Raw genomic sequence first — 12,070 nt, 5'->3', positions numbered from 1 at the left:
ATGGGGACCACAATGGGCGGGGTGGACGACAAGAGCCTCACCGAGAACAGCGCTGGCACCAACCGGACGAGCCTGTGGGGTGGCCGGTTCGCCGGCGGCCCCGCCGAGGCGCTCGCCCGACTGTCGGTGAGCGTGCAGTTCGACTGGCGGCTGGCCCCGTACGACATCGCTGGTTCCCGGGCGCACGCCCGGGTCCTCGCCGGCGCCGGCCTGCTCGACCCGGAGGAGCTGGGCCGGATCCTGGCCGCCCTGGACGACCTGGAGGCGGCCTGCGCCTCGGGGGCGTTCCGGCCCACGGTCGACGACGAGGACGTGCACACGGCGCTGGAGCGGGGTCTCCTGGAGCGCCTGGGCAGCCTCGGCGGCAAGCTGCGCGCCGGCCGGTCCCGCAACGACCAGGTCGCCACCGACCTGCGGCTCTACCTGCGGGACCACGCGCGGGGTGTGGCCAGCCGACTCGTCGAGCTGGCCGAGGCGTTGGTCGAGCAGGCCGAGCGGCACGTCGACACCGCCGCGCCCGGCATGACCCACCTCCAGCACGCCCAGCCGGTCACCTTCGGGCACTGGCTGCTCGCCCACGTGCAGCCGCTGCTGCGCGACCTGGAGCGGCTGCGCGACTGGGACCACCGGGCGGCGATCAGCCCGCTCGGCGCGGGCGCGCTCGCCGGTTCCGGGCTTCCGCTGGATCCGGTGGCCGTGGCCAAGGAGCTGGGCTTCCGGACGTCGTTCGCCAACTCGATGGACGCGGTCGCCGACCGGGACTTCGTGGCCGAGTTCCTCTTCACCACAGCGCTGATCGGGGTGCACCTGTCCCGTCTCGGCGAGGAGGTGGTGCTCTGGACCTCGCACGAGTTCGGTTGGGTGGAGTTGGACGACGCCTTCGCGACCGGGTCGTCGATCATGCCGCAGAAGAAGAACGCGGACATCGCCGAGCTGGCCCGGGGCAAGTCCGGCCGGCTGGTCGGCGGCCTGATGACGGTGCTGACCATGCTCAAGGGCCTGCCGATGACGTACGACCGGGACATGCAGGAGGACAAGGAGCCCGCGTTCGACGCGGTCGACACCCTGGAGCTGCTGCTGCCGGCCCTGGCGGGGATGATCTCCACGATGACGGTCCGGGTGGACCGCCTCGTGGCCGCCGCCCCGGTCGGGTTCTCGCTGGCCACCGAGGTCGCCGACTGGCTGGTCCGGCGCAACGTGCCGTTCCGCGACGCGCACGAGATCACCGGCCGGCTGGTGGCGCTCTGTGCGGTCCGGGAGTGTGAGCTGGAGGACGTCTCCGACGCCGACCTTTCCGCGGTCAGCGAGCACCTCGACCCGTCGGTGCGTGACGTGCTGTCGGTGCGTTCGGCCCTCGCGGCCCGGACCACCCCCGGCTCGACGGGCCCCGGCCCGGTCGCCGACCAGCTCGCCGCCGCGGCGGACCGGCTGGCCGGTTGGCGGGACTGGGCCACCGAGCGGGTCGTACCCCGCTGAGGTCACCGTGGCGTCGGCGCGAGCCGCTGGCGCCACTGTGGTTCAGACCGTCGGGCGCTCCCGCTTGGGGAGCTTCGCCACGACCATGTCGTACGACGCGTCGACCGCCTCGGTCAGCTCGTCGCCGTCGATCCCGCCGTCCAGGCGCAGCGTGTTCCACCCGGAACGGCCGATGTAGGCCATCACCCGCGCGTCGTCGGGGTGGCGGCGCAGCCACTCGTCGGCGATCTCCCGGGTCTGGCCGCACTTGATGCCGACCGTGGGCTTTCCGTCGCCGTCGCCGAGGAACGCGAAGATCCGGCTGCCCACCTTCACCACCTCGTCGCCCTCCCACGGCCGGTCCAGCCAGGCTCCCGGCTTGGCCAGGCAGTACGCCAGCATCTCCGCGCGCTCCATGGGTGCCTCCTCGTCGTGGGCACAGTCTGCCCGTCCGACCGTCGATCCGCCGGTGCCCGGCCGATCCGCCCCGCCGGGGTCGCCTGCCGGGTCGTGGCGGGCCAGCCCGGCTCGCACGGTCGTGCTCGATCCTGGATCCAGTGGCCTTGGCCGGCGGTGCTGCCGCTACTTCCCTGTTCCCGCACGATCGTGTGGGTCGGGCGCTGGCTCGGCCGAGCGGGCGGCGACCCGCTCGTAGCGCTGCCGCGCGGCCTGTGCGCTGCCCAACCCCAGCCCGTACGCGATGGACTGCCAGGTCAGCCCCCGGTCGCGGGCAAGCGTCAGCAACCCCGCCTCCAGGGCGTCCAACTCGGCGCGGACGTGCGGCAGCAGGGTCAACGCGGCGGTGAGGTCGGCGGCGTCGACCGGCTCCTCGGCGGGCTCCCGCTCGGCACCACCGGCGGCGAGGGCGGTGACCAGGGCCACCGCCTCCCACGGATCCAGCACGTACGGGTGGGCCCAGCGACCCCGCCGGGCGTCGGAGCCGGCGTGCCGCTCGCTGATCCGTTGCAGCGCCTCGTGGGTGCGGTGGGCGCGAGCGCGGGCCGGGTCGGGGGCGGTGAACAGCTCCTCGGTCGTCATGTCCCGAGCACACCCCATCAACGCAAAGTTGTCAACAGATTGTTCAAGCGGAGTTGCCGATCGCCCGTGTCCGACGTTTCCTGAAGCAGTGGACTATTCGTTCTTGCGCGCCCCCGCCGCCCAGGTGCCCGAGACGGCGCAGACGCTCCTCGGCTGGGAGATCACTGCCGGCGGCGTCCGGGTCAGGCTGACCGAGGTCGAGGCGTACGCGGGCACCGGGGAGGATCCGGCGTCGCACGCGCACCGGGGCCCCACCCCGCGCACCACAGTCATGTACGGGCCGGCCGGGCACGCCTACACGTATTTCGTGTTCGGTGTGCACTGGTGTCTCAACATCGTGTGCGGCGACGAGGGGGAGGCGGCAGCCGTCCTGCTGCGCGCGGGCGAGGTCGTCGAGGGCGCGGACATCGCCCGCAAGCGCAGGGGAGACGTGCCCGACCGTGACCTCGCTCGCGGACCCGCCCGACTGGTAGTCGCGCTCGGTACCGGCGCGACGGCCAACGGCACGTCCCTGATCGACGGGAACGGTCCGCTGCTGTTGACGCCGCCGACGCGTCCGGTCGCGAGGTCGGCCATCTCCGCGGGGCCGCGCGTCGGGGTGGCCGCCGCACACGACGTCCCGTGGCGTTTCTGGATCACCGGCGATCCCACAGTCAGCGCCTACCGCCGGCACGTCCCCCGTCGCCGAGCACCGCGGAAGTCCGAAGGGTGACCGGCTAATCGATCAAGTGTTGAAATTCCGCTGGCGTCAACCCCGCCTGGCGGAGGATCGAGGCCAACGTGCCGCGCTTGATGGTGGCGTGTTGAGGGACCACCACCACGTTTCCGGCAGAGTTCCGGTAGACCGCGTGGCTTCCCTTGATCCGTACTTGATCGAAACCGGCCTTTCTGAGCCCCGCGAGCACCTTGCGCAGCGGAAGATCCGCCAGGGCTGGGCTCATGCCGCCCTTCCCACCTGGAAGGACGTCACCAGGGGGGTGGCTTCGATTGTGGGGTGGGAGACCTCTTCGAGGTAGACCTCGACCGCCTCGCGCAGATTGGTCAGAGCTTCGTCGAGCGTCTCGCCCTGGCTGGACACCTCCAGCTCCAGGCACCGCGCGACGTACCAGTCGTCTTCCTCGTGCACCGCCGCAGTGAACGTCCGAACCATCGAGGCCCTCCTTGGGAAGGTAACGTCGTCATCCTACGAGTCCGATGGTGTCGAGAGGGGCGCTGCACGTCGTCGCCAGCGCACACGGCGTGTGACCGGCGGGCCTGTCGTTCTATCCGGCGGTGCTGCGCGACGCGATGTGCGCCGACGACGCCACTCCGGGCGGCGTCTACTTCGGCACCCGATCCGGCGAGGTCTACGCCAGCCGGGACGAGGGCGACTCCTGGTCGCAGGTGGCCGCGCACCTGCCCGACGTGCTGTGCGTACGGGCGGCGGTGGTCTGAGTGGTCACCGTGCTGCTGCCGGCCCGCTGCGCGGCGAGGCCGGTGGCGCGAGTCGGCTCAGTGTCGCCGCGGCCGGCACGCTCGGGGCGGTCCTCGACGAGCTGGCCGCCGATCACCCCCGGCTGGCTCGGCGGATCCGCGACGAGCGTGGCGAGCTGCGCCGCTACGTAAACGTCTACGTCGACGGGGAGGACTGCCGGCACTCCGGCGGGCTGGCCACACCTGTCGGCGAGGGCGCCCAGGTGCAGGTGCTGCCGTCGGTCGCCGAGGGCTGATTCCCGGAGGTGACCGGCGCCACTGCCAGATAGGTCGCCGGCGGAATAGTTGACTCGTCAAATAAGTTGTGAGCTGCGTCCGGGTACCACGACGGCACCCGGTTGACACGCGAGGAGCTGGTCATGCAGTTCGGAGTCTTCACCGTCGGTGACGTCACTGTCGATCCGACCACCGGTCGGGAGCCGACCGAGCATGAGCGGATCAAGGCGATGGTCGCCATCGCACTGAAGGCCGAAGAGGTCGGACTCGACGTCTTCGCCGCGGGCGAGCACCACAACCCGCCGTTCGTCCCGTCGTCCCCGACCACCATGCTCGGTCACATCGCGGCCCGCACCGAACGGCTGCTGCTGTCCACCGCGACCACGCTGATCACCACCAACGACCCGGTGAAGATCGCCGAGGACTACGCGATGCTCCAGCACCTGTCCGACGGCCGGGTCGACCTGATGATGGGTCGCGGCAACACCGGCCCGGTCTACCCGTGGTTCGGCAAGGACATCCGCGCCGGCATTCCCCTCGCGATCGAGAACTACGACCTGCTGCACCGGCTGTGGCGCGAGGACGTGGTCGACTGGAAGGGCAAGTACCGCACCCCGTTGCAGTCGTTCACCTCGACGCCGCGCCCGCTCGACGGTGTGCCGCCGTTCGTCTGGCACGGCTCGATCCGCAGCCCCGAGATCGCCGAGCAGGCCGCGTACTACGGCGACGGCTTCTTCGCCAACCACATCTTCTGGCCCAAGGAGCACACCCAGCGGATGGTCGGGCTCTACCGCCAGCGGTACGCGCACTACGGCCACGGCTCCGCCGACCAGGCCATCGTCGGCCTCGGCGGCCAGGTGTTCATGCGGCGCAACTCGCAGGACGCGGTCCGGGAGTTCCGGCCGTACTTCGACAACGCCCCGGTCTACGGCCACGGGCCGTCGCTGGAGGAGTTCACCCGGGAGACCCCGCTGACCGTGGGCAGCCCGCAGCAGGTCATCGACCGCACGCTCGGCTTCCGCGAGTACGTCGGCGACTACCAGCGGCAGCTGTTCCTGATGGACCACGCCGGGCTCCCGCTCAAGACCGTGCTGGAGCAGCTCGACCTGCTCGGCGAGGAGGTCGTGCCGGTGCTGCGCAAGGAGTTCGACTCGCTGCGTCCGGCGCACGTGCCGGAGGCGCCCACGCACGCCTCGATGGTCGCCGCCGCGGGTGGCGGCAAGGACAGCACCGTGCACGCCGTCGACGACGTGACGGGCAAGGCGCCGGAGGGGGCGACCCGATGACACGCCGTACGCTCGCCGTGGTCTCGGCGGGGCTGAGCCAGCCCTCGTCCACCCGGCTGCTCGCCGACCAGCTCGCCGGGGCGACCCGCGACGAGCTGGTCCGGCGCGGCGCCGAGGTGGAGCTGCGGGTCGTCGACCTGCGTGAGTACGCCCACGACGTGGTGAACAACATGCTCACCGGGTTCCCGCCGGCCGCGCTGCGCGAGGCCATCGACGCGGTGACCGGGGCGGACGGCATCATCGCGGTGACGCCGATCTTCAACGCGTCGTACAACGGGCTGTTCAAGTCGTTCTTCGACGTGCTGGAGGCCGATTCGCTCGTCGACCGGCCGGTGCTCATCGGGGCCACCGGCGGCACCGCCCGGCACTCCCTCGCCCTGGAGCACGCGCTCCGCCCGATGTTCAGCTACCTGCGGGCGGTGGTGGTTCCCACCTCGGTCTTCGCCGCCCCGGAGGACTGGTCCGGCGGCACCGTCGACGGTGCCCTGCGCGGCCGCATCCGTCGCGCCGCCGGCGAGTTGGCCGACCAGGTCGAGCGCCGGCTGCCCGCCAGCGGCCCCGCCGACCCGTTCGCCCTCACCACCGACTTCCTGCAGATGCTCGGCGGGGGCGACGACGCTCCGGTCACCTCGGCGGGTCGTACGGGTGCGCGACAAGCACCGGGCAGTGCGCGTGCTGAATCGCAGCCTGGCTGACCGAGCCGAGCAGCAGACCGGTGAACCCGTGCCGGCCCCGGGTGCCCACGACAAGCAGCGACGCCGTGCCGCTCGCCTCGATGAGCCCCCGGGCCGCACCGGTCGCCCGGATCGGGTGCTCCCGCACCACCAGCTGCGGATGCTCGGCCCGGACGACGGCGGACGCCTCAGCCAACAGCCGCACCGACTCGGCCTGGTACGCGGCCTGCGCCTCCTCGATCTCGTCCGGCAGCGGCCGGTCCCCGTCCAACGGGCCGACGTGCACGAGCACCAGCGCGACGTCCCGCAGCGCCGCCTCGGCGGCGCCGTAGGCCACCGCCACCCGCGACGCCTCGGACCCGTCCACGCCGACCTGCACCGGCGTGTCCAGCTCGATCGGCTGCTCGTCCGGGCGAACCACAAGCACCGGGCAGTGCGCGTGCGCGGCCACCTGCGCGCCGACCGAGCCGAGCAGCAGCCCGGCGAACCCACCCAACCCGCGGCTGCCCACCACGACGAGATCGGCCCGTCGGGACTCCTCGACCATCGTCGCGCCGGGCCCGCCGGCGACCTGACGGGCCTCCACGTCGAGGCCGGGCCACCGGGAGGCCAGGTCGGTCGCCGTCCGCTCCAGCACCTTCCGCGCCTCCTCCGAGGGCCCCGGAACCCCGAGGTCGTACGGGTTGAGGGGCACGCCGTAGCCGAGCGCGTGTAGGTAACCGTGCACCAGGAGCAGCGGCCGGGACCGGAGCAGGGCGGCGCGGGCCGCGTGCTCCGCGGCGACGAGGCTCGACGGCGATCCGTCGACACCCACCACGACAGGTCGGTTCATCGGCACTCCCAGGGTCGGTCGACTCATTGTCGGCGCCGAGAGGCCGCGGCGGCGGCGAACGCGCCGGCCGCAGGCCCCGGACTGTCACAGGCGAGACGTACCCTCGCCGGATGACCTCCGATGTGCGACTGCGCCCGGTCCGCGAGGACGACCTCGTCGAGTTCTTCCTGCACCAGCAGGATGCCGAGGCCAACCGGATGGCCGCGTTCGTCGCCAAGGACCCGTCCGACCACCGCGAGTTCGCCCGGCACTGGGCGCGGGTGCTCACCAACCCGGCCAACCGGGTCCGCACAATCGAGGCCGACGGCGAGGTGGTCGGCTACGTCAGCGCCTTCCCGGTCGACGACCAGACCGAGGTCAGCTACTGGATCGACCCGGCCCGCTGGGGGCGGGGCCACGCCACCGCGGCCCTGTCCGCCCTGCTGCGCGAGCTGCCCCGGCCGGTGCACGCCCGCGCCGCCAAGGACAACGCCGCCTCCCTCGCGGTGCTGCGCAAGTGCGGGTTCGTCGTGGTCGGTGAGGACTCGGGGTACGCCAACGGGCGCGGCGCCGAGGTCGAGGAGTGGCTGTTGGAGCTGCCCGCCGATGCCCCTGACCTGGGCGGGCACTAGTCTCGCGGGGTGAATTGGTTGGATCTGGTCGGCTGGGCCGGCTCTGCGGTGCTGGTCTGGTCGCTGCTGCAGTCGCGCATCCTGCGGCTGCGCGCGCTCAACCTCGTCGGCTGCGTCGTGCTGATCGGCTACAACGCCGCCCTTGAGGTCTGGCCCATGGTGGGGCTCAACATCGTCCTCGCGGTGATCAACATCTGGTACCTGCGGGGGATGCTCGCCACCCGCCACGACGAGCAGACCTACCAGGTGGTGGAGGTCGGCGTCGGTGACCAGTTCCTGGCGCACACGCTGCGGATCCACGCGCCGGACATCGCCCGGTTCAACCCCGACTTCCACTGGGACCCGACCGCCACCGACCGGTCGGCCTTCCTCGTGGTCACCGCCGACGAGGTGGTCGGGGTGGTGCTGTCGCACGCCGAGGCACGCGGGGTCGCTCAGATCGACCTGGACTACGTGACCCCGAAGTTCCGCGACTTCACCCCGGGCGAGTTCGTCTACCGGCGCAGCCGCCTCTTCACCGAGCGGGGCTTCCACCAGGTGGTCAGCCCGCCGGGTATGGTCGCCCCCTACTACCACCGGCTCGGCTTCCGCCCCCAGGGCGATTCGTACGTCCTCGACCTGCCCGCGTCACCTGCCACCGATTCGGCGTAGCGTCGCCCGAGCAGGATTCGGCCGAGGCCGCACGGGGCACAGAAGCGCGTACGCCGGGCGGGCTCGCCGATCGGCGGGCGCCGTGCGTACGGGCCGGTGCCACCACCATGAGGGAGCGAACCGGGCGTGCAGAGCTACGGGAGCCAACTGGCCCTGGTCGGGATCCTGGTCGTCATCAACGCGCTCTTCGCCGGCAGTGAGATGGCGCTGGTGTCACTGCGGGACAGCCAGATCCAGCGGTTGGAGCGCACCAGCCGGGCCGGACGGGTGCTGGCCCGCCTCGCCAAGGACCCGAACCGTTTCCTCGCCACCATCCAGATCGGCATCACCCTCGCCGGCTTCCTGGCCTCCGCCGCCGCGGCGGTCTCCCTGGCCAAGCCCCTCATTCCGCTGCTCGGGATGTTCGGCAACGCCGCCGAGACGGTGGCCATCGTGGTGGTCACCCTCGCGCTGACCTTCGTCACCCTGGTGTTCGGCGAGCTGGCCCCCAAGCGGATCGCCATGCAGTCCGCCGAGCGGTGGGCGCTGCTGGTGGCCCGCCCGCTCGACCTGCTCGCCAGTCTCACCCGCCCGGCCGTCTGGGCCCTCGGCGCCACCAGCGACCTGGTCGTACGCCTCGTCGGGCTCAACCCGAAGCACCAGCCGGAGGAGATCGGCCCGGACGAGCTGCGCGACATCGTCGCCGGCAACCACGGCTTCACCAAGGAACAGCGCACGATCATCGCGGGCGCCGTGGAGATCGCCGACCGGCGGTTGCGGGCTGTGCTCGTACCCCGGTTGCAGGTCTTCACGCTCGACAGCGGAACCACCGCGGAGGCCGCGCGGCTCGTGCTGGCCGCCACCGGGCACTCCCGGGCGCCCGTGGTGCGCCACGGCGGCCTGGACGACACCGCCGGTGTGATCCACCTGCGTGACCTGGTCGGCGTGCCCGACGACCGGCCGGTCGACGAGATCGCCCGCCCGCCGATGCTGCTGCCCGACTCGCTGCCGGTGGTGGACGCGCTGCGCCAGTTCAAGGCCGAGCGCCAGCACATCGCGCTTGTCGTCGACGAGCGCGGCGCGGTCGACGGCATCGTGACGCTCGAGGACATCCTGGAGGAGATCGTCGGGGAGATCTACGACGAGACCGATCGGGACGGCTACACGGTGCGCCGCGAGCAGGACGGCGCGATGGTGCTGCCCGGCACGTTCCCGGTGCACGACCTTCCGGACATCGGCGTCGAGCTGCCCTCGCGCCCGGCCGGCGACTACACCACGGTCGCGGGGCTGGTCCTGGCCCGCCTCGGGCACATCCCCACCGTCGCCGGGGAGGACGTCACCCTGGACGGCTGGGTGCTGACGGTGGCCGACATCGACCACCGGGCCATCACCGAGGTACGCCTGAGCCGGCTCCCCACGGACGACGCCGACGACAGCGGTGACGACGCCGACCAGGCCGTCCAGCCGGTGTTGGACGAGGCCCGCAGCTGACCGGCCCCAGGCGCGCGGCTCAGTCCCGGGAGAGGTTCTGCAGCCGGACCTGACCGCGGGCTACCAGCCGCTGATCGGCGTCGGTGATCTCCACCTGCCAGAGCTGCTGGCTGCGCCCCCGGTGCACGGGCGTGCCGACCGCGGTCAGCTCACCGTCCCGGACGGCCCGGAGGAAGTCGGTCTGGTTCGACACCCCGACGACAGTTCCCCGGTCGGCCAGCCAGAGTGACCCTCCGATGCTGGCCGCGGTCTCCACCACCGAGCAGTAGACCCCGCCGTGCTGGATGCCGAAGGGCTGGTGCAGCTCCGGTCGGACCTGCCAGCGGATGACCACCCGGTCGGCGGACGTCTCTGTGAACTCCAGGCCGAGCAGGGCGACGAAACCACCCGTCACATCCGGCATCTCCACGGCAGAAACCCTCCTCGATCAGCGGGTCGCCAGCCTAACCGGGGCGGGTTGCGCCAAACCCGGTACGGGTCGGTGTCGGCGATGGGGGAGAATCGGTGACCGTGACCGACAGCAGCCTCCCGCCGCCCGCGCGGGACTCCCTGACCGACGACCTGCTCTGGCGTGGTCTGATCCAGGACTCGACAGGCCTCGACGAGCTGCGCGAGCTGCTCGACAGCGGGGAGGCCGCCACCTATTACGTGGGCTTCGACCCCACCGCCCCGAGCCTGCACGTCGGCAACCTCATGCAGGTCCTCATGGCCCGCCGTCTGCAACTCGCCGGCCACCGCCCGTTGCTGCTTGTGGGCGGGGCGACCGGGCAGATCGGCGACCCGAAGGAGAGCGCCGAGCGGACGCTCAACCCGCCCGAGGTGATCGCCGGCTGGGTCGAGCGGATCCGTGACCAGCTCGCGCCCTTCGTGTCGTACACGGGGGAGAACGCGGCGCAGCTGGTCAACAACCTCGACTGGACCGGTGAGATGTCGATCGTCGAGTTCCTGCGCGACGTGGGCAAGCACTTCCCGGTCAACAAGATGCTGGCGCGGGAGGTGGTGCGCGCCCGGCTGGAGACGGGCATCAGCTTCACCGAGTTCAGCTACCAGCTGTTGCAGGGCAACGACTTCTTCGAACTGCACCGCCGGTACGGCTGTCAGCTCCAGTTCGGTGGCTCCGACCAGTGGGGCAACATCACCGCCGGCGTCGACTACGTCCGGCGGCGCGGCGCGGGACCGGTGCAGGCCTTCACCACGCCGCTGGTCACGAAGGCAGACGGCACGAAGTTCGGCAAGAGCGAGGGGGGCGCCGTCTGGCTCGACCCCGCGATGACCAGCCCGTACGCCTTCTACCAGTTCTGGCTCAACGTCGACGACCGTGAGGTCGACCGCTACCTGCGGTACTTCAGCTTCCGCTCGCGGGACGAGCTGGAGGAGTTGGCGAAGGCGACGGCCGAGCGACCGGCGGCCCGGCTGGCCCAGCGGGCGCTGGCCGAGGAGTTGACCACGCTGGTGCACGGCGCCGAGGAGACCCGGCAGGCGGTCGCCGCCAGCCAGGCGCTGTTCGGACGCGGTTCACTGGACGAGCTGGCGCCGGAGACCCTGCGCGCGGCGCTTGCCGAGGCCGGTCTGGTGCGTATCCCCGGCGAGCTGCCCGACGTGGCGGGCCTGCTGCGGGACTCCGGGCTGGTGACGGGCCTCAAGGAGGCGCGGCGCGTGATCGCCGAGGGTGGCGCGTACGTGAACAACAACCGGGTGACCGAGGTGGACGCCACCGTGTCGGAGGACGACCTGTTGCACGGTCGCTACCTGGTGCTGCGCCGGGGAAAGCGCTCGTTCGCGGGCGTTGAGCTGGGCGAATAGTCGGTTGTCGACGATGTGACGGGGGACGCGTCCGGCGGATTTGACGATCATCGGGCCGGACGCGTAACTTTCTCTCTGCCAGCGCGGAACGGACGAAACAGGCGAAAGCCTGAAGCGGCCGGAGCGCGGCGACGACCTCGGGGTCGGGCGGGTTCGCCCACCGGATCCCGCGACCGGGTGGTGCCCACGGAAACGCCGCGAGGCGGATTTGGTGCGGCGAAACCGACCGGGTAAGGTAGTCAGTCGGCAGGGAAACGGGCGAGCAAGCGGGAAACCGCTGCGGCCGGCCTGCCACCACCGTGACGAGAGCGGCGCAAGCCGGTCGAGACATGGTGCCCGCAACACGGAAGAAAGCACGACGAACCGCGAAACACCGGTTTGACACGGCAGAAACCAGCGGGTAACGTAGTAAAAGTGCCTGGCGCTGAAAGCGCCGAGCACGCGGAACGAAAAGCCCCGGGATGGTGGCCCACAGGTTGGGTTGTCTGATCGGTGTGTGGTTGTTCTTTGAGAACTCAACAGGGTGCTTGTAAAGCCAGTGCCAATTATGATTTATACCCC

The 12,070-nt window shown here is 71.4% G+C and carries 16 protein-coding genes; 10 read left to right on the top strand and 6 right to left on the bottom strand.

Annotated features, from left to right (window positions below):
* Positions 1-12: 12 nt before the first annotated feature.
* Positions 13-1,476 carry an argininosuccinate lyase gene (gene argH, locus ACLQ26_RS04150; RefSeq protein WP_425743766.1) on the top strand — a complete coding sequence of 488 codons (1,464 nt, stop codon included), beginning with the start codon at positions 13-15 and terminating at the stop codon, positions 1,474-1,476.
* A gap of 42 nt (positions 1,477-1,518) precedes the next feature.
* Here argH and ACLQ26_RS04145 read toward each other — a convergent pair whose 3' ends face one another.
* Both ACLQ26_RS04145 and ACLQ26_RS04140 read right to left on the bottom strand, forming a co-directional pair.
* A complete protein-coding gene (locus tag ACLQ26_RS04145; protein ID WP_425743157.1) occupies positions 1,519-1,872 on the bottom strand; it encodes an MmcQ/YjbR family DNA-binding protein in 354 nt (117 codons plus the stop codon).
* A 165-nt stretch (positions 1,873-2,037) separates the two neighbouring features.
* Positions 2,038-2,493, bottom strand: a complete 456-nt coding sequence (locus ACLQ26_RS04140) for a DNA-binding protein (protein WP_393300812.1) — start codon at positions 2,491-2,493, stop codon at positions 2,038-2,040.
* A gap of 88 nt (positions 2,494-2,581) precedes the next feature.
* Here ACLQ26_RS04140 and ACLQ26_RS04135 point away from each other — a divergent pair, with 88 nt between their 5' ends.
* Positions 2,582-3,205: a DNA-3-methyladenine glycosylase gene (locus ACLQ26_RS04135; RefSeq protein ID WP_425743156.1), complete on the top strand. Its 624-nt coding sequence runs from the start codon at positions 2,582-2,584 to the stop codon at positions 3,203-3,205.
* A gap of 4 nt (positions 3,206-3,209) precedes the next feature.
* Here ACLQ26_RS04135 and ACLQ26_RS04130 read toward each other — a convergent pair whose 3' ends face one another.
* Both ACLQ26_RS04130 and ACLQ26_RS04125 read right to left on the bottom strand, forming a co-directional pair.
* Complete coding sequence (locus tag ACLQ26_RS04130; RefSeq protein ID WP_363686820.1) at positions 3,210-3,434, bottom strand: type II toxin-antitoxin system HicA family toxin; 225 nt, start codon at positions 3,432-3,434, stop codon at positions 3,210-3,212.
* Positions 3,431-3,643, bottom strand: a complete 213-nt coding sequence (locus ACLQ26_RS04125; RefSeq protein ID WP_425743155.1) for a type II toxin-antitoxin system HicB family antitoxin — start codon at positions 3,641-3,643, stop codon at positions 3,431-3,433. The genes ACLQ26_RS04130 and ACLQ26_RS04125 overlap by 4 nt, the downstream gene beginning before the upstream one ends.
* 122 nt (positions 3,644-3,765) lie before the next feature.
* Here ACLQ26_RS04125 and ACLQ26_RS04120 point away from each other — a divergent pair, with 122 nt between their 5' ends.
* The 4 genes from ACLQ26_RS04120 (at position 3,766) to ACLQ26_RS04105 (ending at position 6,163) form a co-directional block, all read left to right on the top strand.
* Complete coding sequence (locus tag ACLQ26_RS04120) at positions 3,766-3,927, top strand: hypothetical protein (protein WP_425743154.1); 162 nt, start codon at positions 3,766-3,768, stop codon at positions 3,925-3,927.
* On the top strand, positions 3,903-4,202 hold the full coding sequence (locus ACLQ26_RS04115; protein ID WP_425743153.1) for a MoaD/ThiS family protein: 300 nt from the start codon (positions 3,903-3,905) through the stop codon (positions 4,200-4,202). Before ACLQ26_RS04120 ends, ACLQ26_RS04115 begins: the two co-directional genes overlap by 25 nt.
* 123 nt (positions 4,203-4,325) lie before the next feature.
* The gene (locus ACLQ26_RS04110) at positions 4,326-5,468 is read left to right on the top strand and encodes an LLM class flavin-dependent oxidoreductase (RefSeq protein WP_425743152.1); all 1,143 of its coding nucleotides are present in this window, start codon (positions 4,326-4,328) and stop codon (positions 5,466-5,468) included.
* Positions 5,465-6,163 (top strand): FMN reductase, encoded by a 699-nt coding sequence (locus ACLQ26_RS04105; RefSeq protein WP_425743151.1) that lies wholly within the window; start codon positions 5,465-5,467, stop codon positions 6,161-6,163. The genes ACLQ26_RS04110 and ACLQ26_RS04105 overlap by 4 nt, the downstream gene beginning before the upstream one ends.
* On the opposite strand, the gene ACLQ26_RS04100 is transcribed toward ACLQ26_RS04105, so the two are convergent.
* Positions 6,093-6,974 (bottom strand): universal stress protein, encoded by an 882-nt coding sequence (locus ACLQ26_RS04100; RefSeq protein WP_425743150.1) that lies wholly within the window; start codon positions 6,972-6,974, stop codon positions 6,093-6,095. The genes ACLQ26_RS04105 and ACLQ26_RS04100 overlap by 71 nt on opposite strands.
* Before the next feature lie 110 nt (positions 6,975-7,084).
* Here ACLQ26_RS04100 and ACLQ26_RS04095 point away from each other — a divergent pair, with 110 nt between their 5' ends.
* The 3 genes from ACLQ26_RS04095 (at position 7,085) to ACLQ26_RS04085 (ending at position 9,706) form a co-directional block, all read left to right on the top strand.
* Positions 7,085-7,585 (top strand): GNAT family N-acetyltransferase, encoded by a 501-nt coding sequence (locus ACLQ26_RS04095; protein WP_425743149.1) that lies wholly within the window; start codon positions 7,085-7,087, stop codon positions 7,583-7,585.
* A 9-nt stretch (positions 7,586-7,594) separates the two neighbouring features.
* Positions 7,595-8,236, top strand: coding sequence for a hypothetical protein (locus tag ACLQ26_RS04090; protein WP_425743148.1), 642 nt, complete (start codon positions 7,595-7,597; stop codon positions 8,234-8,236).
* Between the two features lie 126 nt (positions 8,237-8,362).
* Positions 8,363-9,706: a hemolysin family protein gene (locus ACLQ26_RS04085; RefSeq protein ID WP_425743147.1), complete on the top strand. Its 1,344-nt coding sequence runs from the start codon at positions 8,363-8,365 to the stop codon at positions 9,704-9,706.
* 19 nt (positions 9,707-9,725) lie between these two features.
* On the opposite strand, the gene ACLQ26_RS04080 is transcribed toward ACLQ26_RS04085, so the two are convergent.
* Complete coding sequence (locus ACLQ26_RS04080) at positions 9,726-10,109, bottom strand: PaaI family thioesterase (RefSeq protein WP_425743765.1); 384 nt, start codon at positions 10,107-10,109, stop codon at positions 9,726-9,728.
* A gap of 107 nt (positions 10,110-10,216) precedes the next feature.
* On the opposite strand from ACLQ26_RS04080, the gene tyrS reads away from it, so the two are divergent.
* Positions 10,217-11,509: a tyrosine--tRNA ligase gene (gene tyrS, locus ACLQ26_RS04075; RefSeq protein WP_425743764.1), complete on the top strand. Its 1,293-nt coding sequence runs from the start codon at positions 10,217-10,219 to the stop codon at positions 11,507-11,509.
* Positions 11,510-12,070: the final 561 nt, after the last annotated feature.

Origin of the sequence: Micromonospora sp. DT43 (genome assembly GCF_049841645.1) — a bacterium.
Taxonomy (GTDB): domain Bacteria; phylum Actinomycetota; class Actinomycetes; order Mycobacteriales; family Micromonosporaceae; genus Micromonospora.
This window is presented reverse-complemented; position numbering and strand designations above follow the sequence as displayed.